The sequence below is a fragment of the Thermoanaerobacterium sp. CMT5567-10 genome, from assembly GCF_030534315.2.
Lineage (GTDB): Bacteria > Bacillota > Thermoanaerobacteria > Thermoanaerobacterales > Thermoanaerobacteraceae > Thermoanaerobacterium.
In genome coordinates, this window is record NZ_CP130558.2 from 1,892,437 (window position 1) to 1,908,911 (window position 16,475).

General features: G+C 32.2%; 15 protein-coding genes and 1 pseudogene. 11 read left to right on the forward strand and 5 right to left on the reverse strand.

The window, feature by feature from the left end:
* Positions 1 to 41 precede the first annotated feature (41 nt).
* The 4 genes from Q2T46_RS09690 to Q2T46_RS09705 all read right to left on the reverse strand — a co-directional run bounded on the left by Q2T46_RS09690 (position 42) and on the right by Q2T46_RS09705 (position 4,382).
* Positions 42 to 1,298: an ABC transporter substrate-binding protein gene (locus Q2T46_RS09690; RefSeq protein WP_303265655.1), complete on the reverse strand. Its 1,257-nt coding sequence runs from the start codon at positions 1,296 to 1,298 to the stop codon at positions 42 to 44.
* A 116-nt stretch (positions 1,299 to 1,414) separates the two neighbouring features.
* A complete protein-coding gene (locus Q2T46_RS09695) occupies positions 1,415 to 2,173 on the reverse strand; it encodes a response regulator (RefSeq protein WP_303265654.1) in 759 nt (252 codons plus the stop codon).
* A complete protein-coding gene (locus tag Q2T46_RS09700; protein ID WP_311062236.1) occupies positions 2,170 to 3,924 on the reverse strand; it encodes a sensor histidine kinase in 1,755 nt (584 codons plus the stop codon). The genes Q2T46_RS09695 and Q2T46_RS09700 overlap by 4 nt, the downstream gene beginning before the upstream one ends.
* 200 nt (positions 3,925 to 4,124) lie before the next feature.
* Positions 4,125 to 4,382, reverse strand: a complete 258-nt coding sequence (locus tag Q2T46_RS09705) for a hypothetical protein (RefSeq protein WP_303265652.1) — start codon at positions 4,380 to 4,382, stop codon at positions 4,125 to 4,127.
* Between the two features lie 541 nt (positions 4,383 to 4,923).
* On the opposite strand from Q2T46_RS09705, the gene Q2T46_RS09710 reads away from it, so the two are divergent.
* The 5 genes from Q2T46_RS09710 (at position 4,924) to Q2T46_RS09730 (ending at position 8,869) form a co-directional block, all read left to right on the forward strand.
* Complete coding sequence (locus Q2T46_RS09710; RefSeq protein ID WP_303265651.1) at positions 4,924 to 5,748, forward strand: SDR family oxidoreductase; 825 nt, start codon at positions 4,924 to 4,926, stop codon at positions 5,746 to 5,748.
* A 143-nt stretch (positions 5,749 to 5,891) separates the two neighbouring features.
* Positions 5,892 to 6,845 (forward strand): sugar-binding transcriptional regulator, encoded by a 954-nt coding sequence (locus Q2T46_RS09715; RefSeq protein ID WP_303265650.1) that lies wholly within the window; start codon positions 5,892 to 5,894, stop codon positions 6,843 to 6,845.
* A 19-nt stretch (positions 6,846 to 6,864) separates the two neighbouring features.
* The gene (locus Q2T46_RS09720) at positions 6,865 to 7,230 is read left to right on the forward strand and encodes a transcriptional regulator GutM (RefSeq protein WP_303265649.1); all 366 of its coding nucleotides are present in this window, start codon (positions 6,865 to 6,867) and stop codon (positions 7,228 to 7,230) included.
* Between the two features lie 74 nt (positions 7,231 to 7,304).
* A complete protein-coding gene (locus tag Q2T46_RS09725; RefSeq protein WP_303265648.1) occupies positions 7,305 to 7,850 on the forward strand; it encodes a PTS glucitol/sorbitol transporter subunit IIC in 546 nt (181 codons plus the stop codon).
* A gap of 14 nt (positions 7,851 to 7,864) precedes the next feature.
* Positions 7,865 to 8,869, forward strand: coding sequence for a PTS glucitol/sorbitol transporter subunit IIB (locus Q2T46_RS09730; RefSeq protein ID WP_303265647.1), 1,005 nt, complete (start codon positions 7,865 to 7,867; stop codon positions 8,867 to 8,869).
* A gap of 170 nt (positions 8,870 to 9,039) precedes the next feature.
* Here Q2T46_RS09730 and Q2T46_RS09735 read toward each other — a convergent pair.
* A pseudogene (locus Q2T46_RS09735) lies at positions 9,040 to 9,929 on the reverse strand (transposase); the annotation flags it as partial.
* 507 nt (positions 9,930 to 10,436) lie between these two features.
* Here Q2T46_RS09735 and Q2T46_RS09740 point away from each other — a divergent pair.
* The 6 genes from Q2T46_RS09740 (at position 10,437) to pepV (ending at position 16,359) form a co-directional block, all read left to right on the forward strand.
* Positions 10,437 to 10,805 carry a PTS glucitol/sorbitol transporter subunit IIA gene (locus tag Q2T46_RS09740; protein WP_303265646.1) on the forward strand — a complete coding sequence of 123 codons (369 nt, stop codon included), beginning with the start codon at positions 10,437 to 10,439 and terminating at the stop codon, positions 10,803 to 10,805.
* A 20-nt stretch (positions 10,806 to 10,825) separates the two neighbouring features.
* A complete protein-coding gene (locus Q2T46_RS09745) occupies positions 10,826 to 11,500 on the forward strand; it encodes a fructose-6-phosphate aldolase (protein WP_399387099.1) in 675 nt (224 codons plus the stop codon).
* 235 nt (positions 11,501 to 11,735) lie between these two features.
* Positions 11,736 to 12,488, forward strand: coding sequence for a YwmB family TATA-box binding protein (locus tag Q2T46_RS09750; RefSeq protein WP_303265645.1), 753 nt, complete (start codon positions 11,736 to 11,738; stop codon positions 12,486 to 12,488).
* A 9-nt stretch (positions 12,489 to 12,497) separates the two neighbouring features.
* On the forward strand, positions 12,498 to 13,751 hold the full coding sequence (gene murA / locus Q2T46_RS09755) for a UDP-N-acetylglucosamine 1-carboxyvinyltransferase (protein WP_303265644.1): 1,254 nt from the start codon (positions 12,498 to 12,500) through the stop codon (positions 13,749 to 13,751).
* Between the two features lie 264 nt (positions 13,752 to 14,015).
* Complete coding sequence (locus tag Q2T46_RS09760) at positions 14,016 to 14,834, forward strand: nucleoside phosphorylase (protein WP_303265643.1); 819 nt, start codon at positions 14,016 to 14,018, stop codon at positions 14,832 to 14,834.
* A gap of 130 nt (positions 14,835 to 14,964) precedes the next feature.
* On the forward strand, positions 14,965 to 16,359 hold the full coding sequence (pepV, locus tag Q2T46_RS09765) for a dipeptidase PepV (protein WP_303265642.1): 1,395 nt from the start codon (positions 14,965 to 14,967) through the stop codon (positions 16,357 to 16,359).
* Positions 16,360 to 16,475 lie beyond the last annotated feature (116 nt).

Below are 16,475 nucleotides of genomic sequence, written 5' to 3' on the forward strand. Positions count from 1 at the left end.
AAGAACCAGATTATAATTTTTTATAATCTGGTTCCTTTTATTTATTTTGATGCATTAATCTGATCTATTTTTTCCTGTGCCTCTTTTCCTATTTGTTCTGGTGTCTTAACTTTAGTGACAGCTTCCTGTAAACCAGTTGAAATAGCTTCAGATATTTGTGGCCATTTTGGATGTGGTCCTCTTGGCATAGCGTACTGCATCTCATCCATAAATACACTCAATACGGGATCATCTGACCATGTTTTATCAGTAGCAACATCTTTTCTTGGAGGCAATTGTCCAAACTGAGGCATGTACTTCCTCATAATATCAGGTCTTGCTACAAACTTTAAAAATTCCCAAGCCGCATCTACATTTTTTCCTTTTATAATGGCTAGATCTTCTCCTCCTAAAACAGACGCATATTTTTCATCTTTAGGCAACTTGGTAACAGCCCAGTGAAGATTTGGAACATTTTGCTTTATGTTATTTATCTCCCAAGGACCATTTACCATCATAGCAACTTTACCTGCTTGAAATAATTTTGAAATATCGTCTTGTTTATAATTGATAACTTCGCTAGACATTGAACCATCATTAATTAAATTTGTGATAAAACCAAAAGCTTTTTCTGATTCCGGACTGTCTAACTTGTTGATATCACCACCTGCTGATAACAACCATGGAAGGAACTGAAATGTACCTTCTTCATTATTTGGTGCTGCAATTGCCAATCCTTCAACGCCATTCTTTGTTAATGCTTTTGCAGCAGCACGTAAATCATCCCAAGTCTGTGGAGGCTTAATCCCTGCAGCATTTAGCATATCAACATTATAGTACAAAGCAAGACAGTTACTTACAAACGGCAAACCATAATTTTTACCGTTGTATATAGTAGATTTTAAAGGTCCTTCAAAATATTGATTTTTGTCAGGCCAATTTAACATTTTATCAGAAATATCGGCTAAAATTCCCATTGATGCAAAAGCTGCCAAATCCGGATTATCAATAGCAACTATATCAGGCAATTTGTTAGCAGCAGCACCTATAGACAACTGCTTTTTTAAGTCACTGTCTGGTATAAATTGAAACGTAACTTCAACCTTATCTTGAGAACTATTAAATTCATTAATCAGATTTTTCAATGCTGTAGCACCAGCGCCAGTGTAGTAAGCCCACAAAGTTAATTCAGCTTTACTATTACTACTGCTTTTTGCTGCTGAAGTACCTTGTTTATTATTGCTTCCACACCCTGATAAAACACTAGCAAACAGCAAAAAACTAAACAACAATGCAAAAAACCTTTTCATTTTTCTCATAGAATACCTCCTACGTTATTTTTTTAATGCGTACGCACCTTTAAGATAATTATAGCGGCATAATATACTGAATTAAATTATAAAAAACTTAAATAAGTATACAAATTTAAACTAAATTACCTATTAAGTTTTTTAAATTCTAACGGTGTAATGCCCAAAGCTTTTTTAAATACTCGATTGAAATATTTCTCGTTAGGATAACCAACAAAACTAGCAATTTCGCAAACCTTATAATCAGAATTTATCAATAATTCCTTTGCCTTATTTAACCGCAAATTTCTTATATAAGTTGTAAATTTTACACCAACTTCCCTATAAAAAAGAGTACTTAAATATTCCGGAGTAATACCAAGCTTCATTGCAATTTCTTCAAGTGTGATTTCATCATAAATATTTTCTCTTATAATTTGTAAAGCCTTATTTATTACTAGGCTATACACTTTTTTGTCTTTGTCACTTGAAAAAATTTCTTCATTGTAGCTTGAAATTTTGTCACTTCTTTCACTTTCAATCTTATTATTTATTGTATTTAATACCTTTTCTAAATCGTCAACAGTAATAGGTTTCAATAAATACTCATCAACTCCAATTTTTATGGCTTTACGGGCATATTCAAACTCACTGTACCCGCTTAAAATCACAGTTCTATGTTTTATACCTAAATCATTAATTTTCTCTAACATTTCAAGTCCATCCATTTGAGGCATGCGAATATCAACAATTACTAAATCAGGTTTCGTTTTTTTAATTATTTCTATTCCGCTAATACCATTTTCAGCTTCCCCTACAACTTTATGAGATGGAGTAATTTTACTAATCAAACTAACTATTCCTTTTCTAGCGCGCATTTCATCTTCAACGACTACTATTCTCATGTCATCACCTCATCACGAATAATAGGAATGATTATAGTTATTTTTGTACCATAGCCTACCTTGCTATCTATACTAAATTTAAACTTATCACCATAGTACATTTTCAATCTTACCAATGTGCTTTTTATACCAAAACTCCTCGTTATAATAATATCATCATCAGTATCTATATTTTGAAAAATGTTCAATTTATCAATACTAATTCCTTTCCCATTGTCCTCAATAATTATTTTTATAAAGCCATTTTCAAAAACACCACCTCGTACTTTTAAAACTCCACCTTTATGCATACCTTCAAAACCGTGTATTATAGAATTCTCAATAAATGGTTGTAAAATTAACTTGTGTATCTTAAAATCTAAAATATTTTCATCAACATCTTCTATATAATCAAAACAATTTGTAAATCTATTTGCTTGTAAATATACATAATTCCTTAACCATTCAATTTCTTCTCTAATACTTACAATTTCATTACTTCTATAGATACTGTAACGTAATATTTGAGCCAAACTCTTTAGCATCCTGCTTATTTCATATTCCTCATGTTCTATTGCAATCCAATTTATTGAATCCAGCGTATTGTACAAAAAATGTGGATTTATTTGAGCTTCTAATGCAGCTATTTCTGACTCTTTTTGCTTATTTGTTTTGTATTTAACTTCATCAATTAATTTATTTATTTCCATCACCATTTTATTAAATGTATATGCAATTATCGACACTTCATCTTTAACATTTGTGTCTAACTGGACTGTGAGTTCTCTATTTTGTACTGCTTTCATTGCTTTTACAATATCTTTTATTGATTTTGTAAGATTTCCAGAAATATATATAATAACAAGTATAGTAAATACCATAATTATAATTCCAAACAGTATCATAATCTTATGAAGTTCATATATATCTTTAAATAAATAATTCCTATCAATAACATTTACAATCGTCCAACCAGTATTCTCATCATAAATTTTATTTATAATTTCCGGTTTACCATCAAGAATATATGACATATCAACAAATCTATTTATAAGCTCTTCTAAATTTATTTTTGAATCATCATTGCTCAAATTGAAAAGATTATATCCTATATATTTTTCAATAGGAAACGAAATTATATTTCCTTTATCATCAACAATAAAATTATATTCGTTTTTACTATTACCATCTTTATTTACATTATATTGGTTTGTCTCATCCGACAATAATGAATTTTCATTAAAGCTAACAATTACGACACCTATCCCATCGCTATTAATATTATTTAGATCATACATCTTTTTTGCAATATTAATAATGTCTTTGTCATTCATTTTCATCTGGATTGAAGGCATTATAATATTTCTATTATAGTTCATGGCGTCTTTATAAATTTTAATACTTCTGGGATCGTCATAATCACTCCAAAGAGTTATATTACTGGAACCTGTTGTCCTATCATAACCAGCAATTTTCCCATTTGAACATATAATTACAACACTTCGAATATCATTTTTAGAATATGACAATATCGTTAATTTCCCATTGAGTTCATTAAGAGCTTCACTTTTTTCATCACTATTTGTGCTATAGTCTATTTTCTTTACTAAATTAATTATCTCATCATCAGTAAATATCTGATAGACTAAATCATTGTATGAACTTATAGTAGCATCTATGATTCTCTTTGTCTGAGATAAATTAAATTGCGCAAGATTGTTAATCTTTCTAGTAACTTGCTTAGTCACATAATAGTAAAAAAATGTTTGCAATATAAAAACAGGCAATATAATAGCTGCAATAAAATAAAAAATAAGTTTATTTTTAAGCTCGTATTTCTTAACTTATATAAAAATTTCATACTAATAAAATTTCTGATTTTTTTATCTCCGGAAATGTCCATAATTCAAAAAATCCCCTTTGATTCTATATTAATCTTCAAGCCTTGATTAAAGTGTCATAAACGACATTTTTAAGCTATTATTAATAACTCTACTTGATATTTACCTGATTTTGTAAAAGCAAAATTAAATTTGATTTTATTATACAAAGTTGCAGCCATCTCTGCTGCCATTTTTAGTACTCTTTTTGAGTTTATGGCTCCTATTTTGAATGAAAACCAGATTTTTGAGCGCACTAATCCCCTTACGGGCATTATATCTACATGATATCTGCGCATTTTATTGATAGTGATAGGTAGAGTTTTAATGTTATCTCTGCCTTTTTCCATACTCCAAAATGTACGTGAGACTTTTGCCTCATACAGCTTTCCAACGGTTAGTTGCCATTGCGGAGAAAAGTAGTAATGTCACCATTGTTATCTGCTTGTAACATTTTTCTCATGCGATTTATCTTTTGCCTTTATTTTGCCAATTTTCAAATTAGCCATCCCTAAATTATTAAATTATGATGTCACTTTTAAAGCCATAAAAATATTTTTTCTCAAATTATTATAGCATGATTAAAAAATTTTTTCACTTTTTAAGAGCATCACTGCTTTAGTTCGTGCATTACATACTTTACAGCAATTCTTTTCCTTAATGTACTGTTTACATTCAAGGCTAGTTTGTTCCTTATGTAGGGTTGTCAAAGCATACAATTTTGCATTGATATTCACATTTGATGCCGTAATCAAATAAAAAAATATATAAAAATTTTTAAAAAGAAGAAGGAATTTTGATAAAAACGTCGAATATATATAATAACAAATACAACAAAAGTGATATAGTTGCACAAATGTGCTAATACTAAAATTCATGGAGGTTATGAATATGAAGAATTCTTGGCTTGGACTTGAAGGAAAAATTGCAATTGTTACGGGTGGTGCCTCAGGCATTGGAAAAGCTATCGCTAAAGAACTTGTTAATAATGGTTCTATTGTTATTATTGCGGATATCAAATCAGAAGGGTTAGATATTATTCAGGAACTTAATAAAATATCACCTAAAAATATTTTTATAAAAACTGATATTACAAAAATTGATGATGTTAGATTTTTAATTCAAAATACTATTGAACGCTTTGATAAGATAGATATTTTGATTAATAATGCAGGTATTAATATTCCACGGTTGTTGGTTGATCCTAATAATCCCGGTAGTATGTATGAATTACACGAAGATGAGTTTGATTTAATGGTAGCAATAAATCAAAAAGGCACGTATTTGTGTGCTCAGTGTGCTGCAAGGGAAATGATTAAAAATAGAAAAGGTGTTATTGTGAATATAACATCAGAAAGTGGCCTAGAAGGCTCTGAAGGTCAAAGTTGCTATGCAGGAACTAAAGGTGCTATATATGCACTGACAAGGTCATGGGCAAAAGAATTAGGCAAGTTTGGAATTAGAGTTGTTGGCGTTGCACCAGGTATTATTGAAGAAACAGGATTACGAACAGATGAATATGAAAAATCACTGGCATATACTAGGGGAATAACTGTTGAAAAATTAAGAGAAGAATATAGTAATTCTTCTATACCTCTAAAGAGAGTTGGTAAATTAGAGGAAATTGCAAATCTGGTTTGTTTTCTTGCTTCTGATAGGGCAAGTTACATTCATGGTGTGACATATAATATATCAGGTGGAAAGTCTAGAGGGTAAATGCATATTTTTTATTATCCCATTTGCACATTTGTGATAAATTTGAACAAACTTGAAGGATATTTGCAAATATTGTCGAATAATATATTAGGTAGATGCACTAATGTGCAAACAAAATTTAATAATAGAAAGGATAATGCGAAATGGGCAAATGGGATGAGACTAGAATGCTTGCTAAAATAGCTCAAATGTATTACATTGACGAACTTACACAAAGCCAAATATCCGAGCGTCTTGGAATTTATAGGACTACAATAAGTCGTTTGTTGAAAAAAGCTAGAGAAGAAGGGATTGTTAATATTTCCATTAAATACAATGATAGTGAGTGCTTTCAAATGGAAAAACAAATAGAAAATATGTTTGGCTTAAAAGAAGTTATAATTATTCCGTCCAGGAACGCTCTCACAGAGCAGATGTCTAAGAAAATGATGGGTAATGCAGGTGCTGAATATCTTAAAAGAATTGCAAAAGATGGTGACGTAATTGGTTTTGCTTGGGGAACATCTATGGCGGCATTGGCGAACGAATTAAATAATTGCAATCATATAACAGCAAATATAATTCCACTTGTGGGTGGTTCTGGAAATGTTGCTGGGGAGTATCATGTTAATACAATAGTTTCAAAAGTTGCTGCAGCTTTTGGTGCAAAAGGACACTTTTTATATGCACCAGCTATAACAGCAGAAAAAGAAACTAAGAATGCGATTATGTCTGACAATAATTTAAAACCAATACTAGATTTGTGGGATAAATTAGATATTGCGGTTGTAGGTATAGGTGCTCCAATAAAGTCATCAAATCTAATATGGACTGGTTATTTTGGAAATGAGGATATAGAGTTATTAAAAAAAGTTAATGCAATAGGTGAAATATGTTCAAGATTTTATGACATGAATGGCGAAATTATAAAATCAGAGCTTGACGATAGGATTATATCCATTGAACTTGAAAAGCTAAAAAAAGCAAAATACCGAATTGGAATTGCAGAGTCTTCTGAAAAAGTTCCATCAATATTAGGAGCTTTAAAAGGAGGATTTATAAATGTTTTTATTACAACGGAAGATACGGCTAGATTGTTATTGGATTTAACTAATTAATAAAAAATGAGGGATATTAATGTTGTGGATAGTGTTGATAATGCTAGGTGCTGCATGGACATTACAAAGTTTATTAGGCTATATCCAAATTAAAGATTTTAATAATAATTTCAACGAAATGAGAAAACGTGGAAAAGTAGTTATAGGGAAGGAAAAAGGAAAATTAAAAGCTGGAACAATTATTTTGATGTTGCTTGACAATAACTGCAGAATAAAAGAAATAAGAAGAATGTACGGCATATCTGTTTTTGCAAGAATGAAGACTCTAAAAGGGTTAGATAATAAGTGCCTGTTAGAACTTAGTGACAAAGATTTCAATGGCTTTGATAAATATACTATTAAAGCCATTGAAGATGCAATAAAAAATTATAAACAATTCAATTGAGGGGGTGGTGATAACCATAAAAATCATGTAAACGTAGTATATTTTAATTTAAAACATTAAGGAGGAGAAGGTTTATGGATGTTATAGCAAATGCAGCGAAATTGTTTATTGGGTTGTTTCAGGAAGGTGGAAAGCAGTTTGTAGGAATGGTATCAAATATTGTACCTACATTGATAATGCTTCTTGTGGCGTTTAATGCCATAATAAGATTTGTTGGGCAAGAGAGGATAGAAAGACTGGCAAAAGCATCTGCGGCTAATGTTTTTACTAGATATCTTGTTTTGCCGGTGATTGGAACATTCTTCTTTTGTAATCCTATGACATTATCATTAGGAAAGTTTTTACCAGAAAAGTATAAACCTAGTTATTATGCAGCAGCGTCATTTTCGTGTCACACAATGAATGGTTTATTTCCACATATTAATCCTGGTGAATTGTTTGTATTTCTGGGTATAGCAAATGGTATAACAAAATTAGGTTTACCGACAGCAGATCTTGCAGTAAGATATTTTTTAGTTGGGATAATTACAAACTTTTTTAGAGGTTGGATAACTGATATAACAACGGCATATGTGGAAAAACAGCAGAATGTTAAGCTAAAAGCACAAATTGATGTATAAAGGAGGGCTTTTAAATGGGTAAATATAAAGCTGTTAAAATATCTGCTGGTCATGGCGGATTTGGAGGGCCTTTATTTATCATACCAAATGAAAAAAAGAATAAAGTAGTTAATATAACTGGAGGTGTGATTTCTCCGGTTGCGAAAAAAATAGCTGATTTAACTGGATGTGAACTAGTAGATGGTTTTAAAACCAGAGTTCCAGATGATGAAATAGCTTGTGTCATAATAGATTGTGGTGGTACATTAAGATGTGGTATATACCCACAGAAAAGAATACCAACAATTAATTTAACACCAGCCGGTCCTAGTGGCCCACTTTCACAATATATAAAGGCTGATATATATGTATCTGATGTGAAACCTGAAAATATACAATTGGTGGAGCAGGCAGAGAGTGAAATAAAAAATTCGATAGAAGAAACGGCAGTTACGGCTAATAGAACAAAGTATGATACGAGAAAAAAAATAAGCGAACAAACTGACAAAAGCAATGTTATGGCGAGAATTGGAAAGGGAATGGGTTCACTTGTAGGTGTTCTATATCAAGCAGGAAGAGATACGATTGATACTGTTCTTAAGACTATTTTGCCGTTTATGGCTTTTGTGTGTATGCTAATTGGTATAATCCTTAAATCAGGGATAGGAAACGCATTCGCACATATACTTACTCCTTTAGCAGGAACATTGCCAGGATTATTGTTAATATCTGCCATATGTTCATTTCCGTTCTTATCACCTTTTTTAGGACCTGGTGCAGTTATTGCACAAGTAATAGGTGTATTAGTTGGTGTAGAGATCGGAAAAGGCAATATACCGCCACAATTATCTTTACCGGCTTTGTTTGCTATTAATTCACAAGCAGCATGTGACTTTATACCTGTAGGCTTAGGACTAGCTGAAGCAGAGCCAGAGACGGTTGAAGTTGGAGTGCCATCAGTTCTCTATAGCAGATTTTTGACTGGACCAACAACAGTTTTTGTAGCATGGCTTGCAAGTTTTGGCTTATATGCAAAATAAAATAAATGTAGGAGATTGGTTTTACCCAATCTCCTACGTCCAATATAGTATTTCGGTAATATGTCAAGGGGTGATTAAAAAAATTAAAAAAAAATCTTTAAAAAAATAGCTAAAAAAGAGCATAGCAAAGCTAACCATCACTAAAAACAGCAATGGAAATATATGTTAATTAGGGCATTATCATTATCAAACCTTGATATTCCGCCTATCTCAGATATTAGGCCAGCTGCTATAGTTGGACCAATGCCATTTACTGAAGTAAGACAAAGAAATTGATTCTTAAATCCTTTGACTTCATTGGCAATGGTCTTTTCAGAAGCTTTCTTCTGCTTTTCAAGATACTGTCATTTACATTAGCGTTGATTCTATAAGATTTGCGTACAGCATCTTGGAGTAATTTAGCCGTAGCATTAGGGTCATTAAAATGGTCTCTGCCTTTATCAACTAAAAAGGCAATAAGATCTTCAAGCGGTCGAGCCGCAATATCATCAAGAGTTAAAAACTCATTAAATATTTCAGTAGCAGCCGTACCAAAATTATTACTAAAAACTTTAATCTGACATAAGCCACTAAATTTAAGAAACAGATTACTTAGGAAATAATTTTTCTCCCTGACAATACTATCAACAATGTGAAAGCGATGGCGGGTAAGCCTTTGGAGAGCAAGGTATCTAAAATCTACAGGACAAGATTTAGGAAGCCTTCCAAACCTTAATTTTTCAGCAATAGCAAAAGCATCAACCCAGTCATTCTTAGGCAAATCACCAAGAGACTTTTTAAAAGCCTTGACAGTATTAGCATTAAAAGTAGTTACAGAAGGATTAAAAGGCTTCAAGGAAGTATGGTCAGCTAAATAATACTGAATATGCCAACCATAGACTGAAGTAGATTCTAGACCAATAAAAACCTTCTGAATGTTGTATCTATTACAACAATTCAAGATATGAGACACTAAAATATCGCAACCAGAAGGATTATTATCTACAGAAAAACGAGAGCAAGCATCATTACCGTCTTGGTCGAGAATATGAACCTTGACATCATCCAAGCTTATATCCATGCCTACGAAAAAGTTTATTCAAAGCTATAGCACCTCCTTTCAAAGGTAATGGTGTAGATTGAAAGTTAATTTGAGATAACCTAGCAACCAGATTATGTAGCAACCTCGCAATTAGCTATTAGTATATAAACCTGAATCCTCTGCTGCCAGGGGTTTATATACGACAAAGCAGATTTCGCGTGAGAAAAGGCAAATCTGGTGTAGGGACCATACTTTAAAGAGCGGAAAAACCGCATGGAGGACAAAAGCCTGTCCCATATTAACTTTACAGTATAATAATGCTACAAGTTATCTCAAAAGTAAACATAAAGGCCGTAAAATAAAAGATGTGGCGGCCTGTGCCATGTACTTAATTTGATATTTTAGATACATGGCAATAGATGTGATTTCTAAATGATAATTTTAAAAAGAGGTAATTTCCAATTATCAATGTGCTTTATTAAATTTTAAGATGTGAGACAAATTTATTGTCTACGAAAATAATTATACGAGGAGGTAAATTAAAGTATGAACAAAATTTACGAAACAAAAGTTACAAAAATAGGAGTAAATGTTCTTGATTTTTATAATGAGAAAATTTTGATATTATTTAAAGATAATGCACCCGCAGAATTAATAGATTATTGCATTCTTCATAGCTTAAATAAACTGTATGGTGAAATAAAAGAAGGAGATATTCTTAGAATCAATGAAAAAGAATTTAAAATAACTGCCGTAGGTGATTTGGTAAATAAGAATTTAAAAGCTCTTGGTCATATATGCTTAAAATTTGATGGTAGTACAGAAGCTGAATTGCCAGGTAGTCTCTATGTTGAAGACAAAGAGATACCAAAGATTAATATTGGTGATATTATAATTATAAGGAAGATAGTTTAATATATGAGGGGTTGATTATATTGATGGTATTATTAGATACAGCAAATTTGGATGAAATATGTAATGCTATTGATTTATATCCTATTGATGGAGTAACTACAAATCCCACCATATTAGTTAAAGAGAAGAAACATTTTTTAAATCATATAAAGGAAATAAAATCATTGATAGGTAATGAAAGAATGATTCATGTCCAGATAGTAGGAACGAAATATCAAGATATAATAGATGAGGCTTACTATATTAGCGAAAATATTGGTGGGAATGTATATATAAAAATACCGGTAATGCCTGAGGGAATAAAAGCGATGAAATATTTAAGCGAAAAAAATATTAAAGTAACAGCAACCGCTGTTTTTACATCGCAGCAGGCCATAATTGCAGCAAAAGCTGGAGCAAAGTTTGTTGCACCGTATATAAACAGAATAGATAATATATCATCAAGTGGTATTGATGTAGTTAGTGAGATAGCAAAAATGTATAAAATGTTTGGTTTAGATACTAAGATATTAGCAGCAAGCTTTAAAAACGTTGATCAAGTGAAAAAAGCATTTTTAGCTGGGTCAGATAGTGTCACAATAAGCTATGATATTTTAGAACATATGGTATATCATCCTTCTACAGTTGAAAGTGTCAATCAATTTATAAAAGATTGGAAAGAACTATATGGGGATACCAAGACAAATAGTCTTTAAGGTGGATCACTAATCCGCCTTTTTTATAGATTAATTCCTCCAAAATGTATTTATATTTGATGCTTTTTTATTAATGAAACAATATGATTATTCCTAGCATCATGTATAAAAAATTAAAAATGGTCAATAATTATAATAGGTTGGGCGGAAGATATGGTAAATTTATTATCCCCCTTGTGAATTTACCGTATAATACCGCCCACTTTTTATTTACTATAATTCTGGAGGAATAAATATGTTTAATAAGTTATCATTGATTATTGTAACAACATTAATCGTGTTTGTTATGCTAAATTCTCAAATGGATGCTTTTTCAGCAAAAAGCAATGATATTGCTGTTTTGGAAAATAGCTTTGAAAAAAGTGGAGCATCTTATGAATATGCCAACATTAATGCATGGTCAAAGTTGAACTCAAAATTTACGTCTATAAGTGAAATGAATATGATTGTAGAAAAAATTATAAAATCAATGGGAATTGACGATAAAAAAATAAAAGTGTCAAAATTAAATCAAGCTAATTTTAGACAATGTGATGCAGAATATGATGAAGGCAATAAAAAAATATCAATTGTGGTACAAAGCGTCAAAAATGATGTAGCAGATGAAACATATATTTTGATAGATGAATATTTGTTGAAAGGCAATAAGGACGTGATTGGTGAAAACGAAAAAATTATAAAGGCGTATTCCAAATTAAGCCTTACGCCAGAAATTGCTACATGTCTTGTAGGTGCATACAAAGGACTGTTGAATAAGGATAAGATTAGTAGTATATTAGAAGAAGTGATGAAAGACACGAACGCTGTCAAAGTGGAAGGTTTAAACGATGAAAATTTAGTCAGTGTTTCTGCTCACACAAATAAAATTAAGGAATATATTGAGATGGGAAGTGAAAAAATAAATTTAAACGTAGCATTAAGATACAGTAGTTTTGATGACAAAACTTATATTTGGATTGCGACACCAATAATAGCAATAGAATATTAACATTAGAGGGTGGTATACACGAAGATCATCGTTGAGAATAGTCCTGCTTTAAGAGGTACAGTAAAGATAAGTGGCGCGAAAAATTCTGTTTTGCCAATCATTGCAGCATCGCTATTGTCATATGGAGAGGTGTTTATAGACGATGTGCCAGGGCTTAAAGATGTAAATGTCATGATAGAACTTATAAAATTTCTTGGTGCCAATTGTACCTTTAAGGACGGAAAATTAAAGATAAATGTCAATTTAAAAGATGTGGAGGCACCTTACGAACTAGTAAAAAGGATGAGAGCATCTTTTCTTGTGATGGGTCCCATCCTAGCAAGACTAGGCCATGCAAAGATATCACTGCCTGGTGGATGTGCAATAGGAACAAGGCCGATTGATTTACACTTAAAAGGATTTCAAACTCTCGGGGCTCAAATAGATATAGGGCATGGATATGTAGAAGCAAGAGCCAAAAAGCTTGTAGGTAAAAAGGTGTATTTAGATTTTCCCAGCGTTGGTGCCACGGAAAATATCATGATGGCTGCTGTATTTGCTGACGGTATTACGACGATAGAAAATGCAGCAGAAGAGCCTGAAGTAGTAGACCTTGCCAATTTCTTAAATAAGATGGGAGCAAATATAAAAGGTGCTGGTACAGATACAATAAGGATTGAAGGTGTAAAAGAACTAAAAGGAACAGAACATACAGTTATACCTGACAGAATCGAAGCTGGCACGTATATGGTTGCAGCAGCCATGACAGGTGGTGATGTACTTATAGAAAATGTCATAGTAGATCATATAAAACCTATTATTGCTAAACTAACTGAATGCGGTATTGATGTATTTGAGGAAGGTACAGGTGTGAGAGTTAAAGGGAAGAGGAATTATAAGGCTGTTGATGTAAAGACGCTTCCATATCCAGGATTTCCAACAGATATGCAGGCGCAGATGATGGCAATGATGGCTGGGGCGAAAGGAACGAGTGTAATTATAGAGACGGTCTTTGAAAATAGATTTATGCATGTGGACGAATTAAAGAGGATGGGAGCAGATATAAAGATTGAAGGAAGAACTGCAGTAGTAACAGGAATCGATCATTTGTCAGGTGCGGAGGTTAAAGCTACAGATTTACGAGCTGGAGCTGCACTGATTTTGGCAGGACTCATAGCAGATGGAAAGACGATTATTAATGATGTGCATCATATAGATAGAGGTTATGTAAATATAGAGGAAAAGCTAAAAAATCTAGGTGCAATTATATATAGAGTTGATTAAAACGTAGTGTACTTATGTACACTTTCTTTTTTTTAAAGGAAGATATTGTATTTGGAAACAGTACAAACATTTTACATTTGCAGAAAAAGAAAAAGACGGGAATGCACTTCCCGCCTTTTTCTTTACCATTGACACCTGACTTTTATTGCTTCTATATTTATTATAACATAAAATAAAAATTTATTTGTGCAGTCATCGTAAAAGAATTATAATATTATAAGCATTTTTCCATGAAGCTTACAAAAAAAGGAGATGTACTAAATTATGGTTTACATGGCTGTATCTTTGTATGTTGAGGCAAAGCCTATTATAGAATATTATGACTTAAAAAAAGACATGGATGATAGATTTTATCAAATTTTTAAAAGCGATAATATGACATTAATAATAACCGGTGTTGGCAAAATCGCCTGTGCTGCAGCTACGTCTCATATTTTATCCAAAAATCTTCTTTTTGATGAGGATATTGTAATAAACATAGGTATATGTGGTGCAAAAGATGATGTACAAATTGGTACTCCATATCTTATAAATAAGATAAAGGATGCTTCTACAGGGAAAGATTACTATACAGATGTACTGCTGAAACATGAATTTTATGAGAATTCTATTGAAACTTTTGATAGACCAGTAGAAGATGAGAGTGAGTTAGAAGAAGCTTTGTGTGATATGGAATCCAGCGGTTTTTACATTTCAGCATCGAAGTACGTAGAACAGCACAAGATATTTTTGATTAAAATAGTTTCTGACAGGATAGGTGTTGATATTGTTGATAAAAATATGGTTTCATCCTTTATTGAGAAAAATTTAGATAAAATCGATGTGTTCATAAAAAGGGCTCAAGGCTTTATGAAAAACGAAAATGAGATATTTAGAAAAGATGAATTGGGCTTGATAGACGAAATATCTTATAATTTGAAGCTTACAAAAAGCCAGAGAGAAATGCTGTATAAAGCCTGCCTTCATTATAAAGTTAGGACTGGCAAAGATATTTTATTTTTAAAGGATAGTGTTGTGGGTACTGTTAATAATAAAAAAGAGAGAGGAAAGTACTTTGAACAAATTATTGCATATTTACATTAAGTGAAAATGAAATTATTACAAAAGAAAGCTCATTCATTTTTTTACCAAGGTGAATGCTGTCTTTGTTGCTTTATTTCGTAAGAAAAAGAGACTATAATGGTATTAGAATATTGTGGTAGGAGGACTTTTTATGATATTAGATCAGTATGTAGATATTTTAAAAGATGAGTTGGTGAAGTCTACACAGGAGATTATTAAAATAAAGAGCACTGAAGGAGAGCCGAAGCCTGGTATGCCGTATGGGGAAGGACCAGGAAAAGCCTTAGAGAAAGCTCTCATGATTGCCGATAGCCTTGGATTTAAGACGAAAAATGTCGATGGATATGTGGGCTATGCTGAGTACGGTGAAGGAGATGAAATGGTAGGAGTTCTTGGACATTTAGACGTTGTCCCGGAAGGTGATGGATGGGATTATCCTCCATATGGTGCTGAAATACACGATGGGAAAATATACGGCAGGGGAGCAACAGATGATAAGGGCCCAATTATGGCTTCTCTTTACGCTTTAAAGGCGATCAAAGATTCCGGTCTTAAATTAAGTAAGAGAGTAAGGATATTGTTTGGCACAAATGAAGAAACGGGTTCAAGAGAGATAGAATACTATCTAAAGCATGATGAAGCACCTACAATAGGTTTTACTCCAGATGCAAATTATCCAGTTATATACGCAGAAAAGGGTATAACTATGTTTGAGGTCGTAAAAGATTTTGATAAAAAATCAGATAGTATTGTTATAAAGTACATAAAAGGCGGTAACAGGCCAAACATGGTTCCTGACTATTGTGAATGTGGGCTAATTGTAAAAGACGAAAAGCGAAGAGAAAGTATTCCAGATGAAGTAAAAAGATTTAGAGATGTGACAGGCTTTGATTTAGATTGCGGTATTGAAAATGACATGCTTGTCATCAAATCTCGCGGAGTGTCTGCACATGGAAGTCTTCCCCATCTTGGCAGGAATGCCATAATGCAGCTTATATTGTTTTTAAATGTTATTTATCAGCAAGAGGATGATGTGAAGAAATTTATAGACTTTTTTGCGAAAAATGTAGGGCTCGAAACAAATGGCAAGACATTTGGAATAAATTTAAAAGATGACACAGGAGAGCTTTCATTTAATGTCGGCACAATTAATTTAAATGAGGAGAAAGGCGCCATCGGACTAAATATAAGGTATCCGGTTACATTTAAATACGAAGACATGATGAATCCATTTAATGAGAAAATAGGAGAATACAGCATGAGGGTTGAAAATATGATGCATCAGCCGCCACTTTATTTTCCAAAGGGCCATTTTCTCATAAGAACTCTTATGAAGGTTTATGAAGATGTGACAGGAAGAAAAGATGAGCCTCTTTCAATAGGCGGTGGGACATATGCAAAAGAAATGAAAAATATGGTGGCTTTTGGACCGATTTTTCCAGGGAAACCTGATCTTGATCATCAAGCAAATGAGTATATTGAAATAGATGACCTCATTTTAAATGCTAAAATTTATGCCCGTGCCATATATGAGCTAGCGAAATAGGGTATATTACCTAAAAAGCAGGATTTTATCTTTTAAGATAATTTCCTGCTTTTTTATGGGTAAGATTTTTAATCTTTTTCTATATTATAAGTGTAAAAATTAAAAAGGAGGTGTCA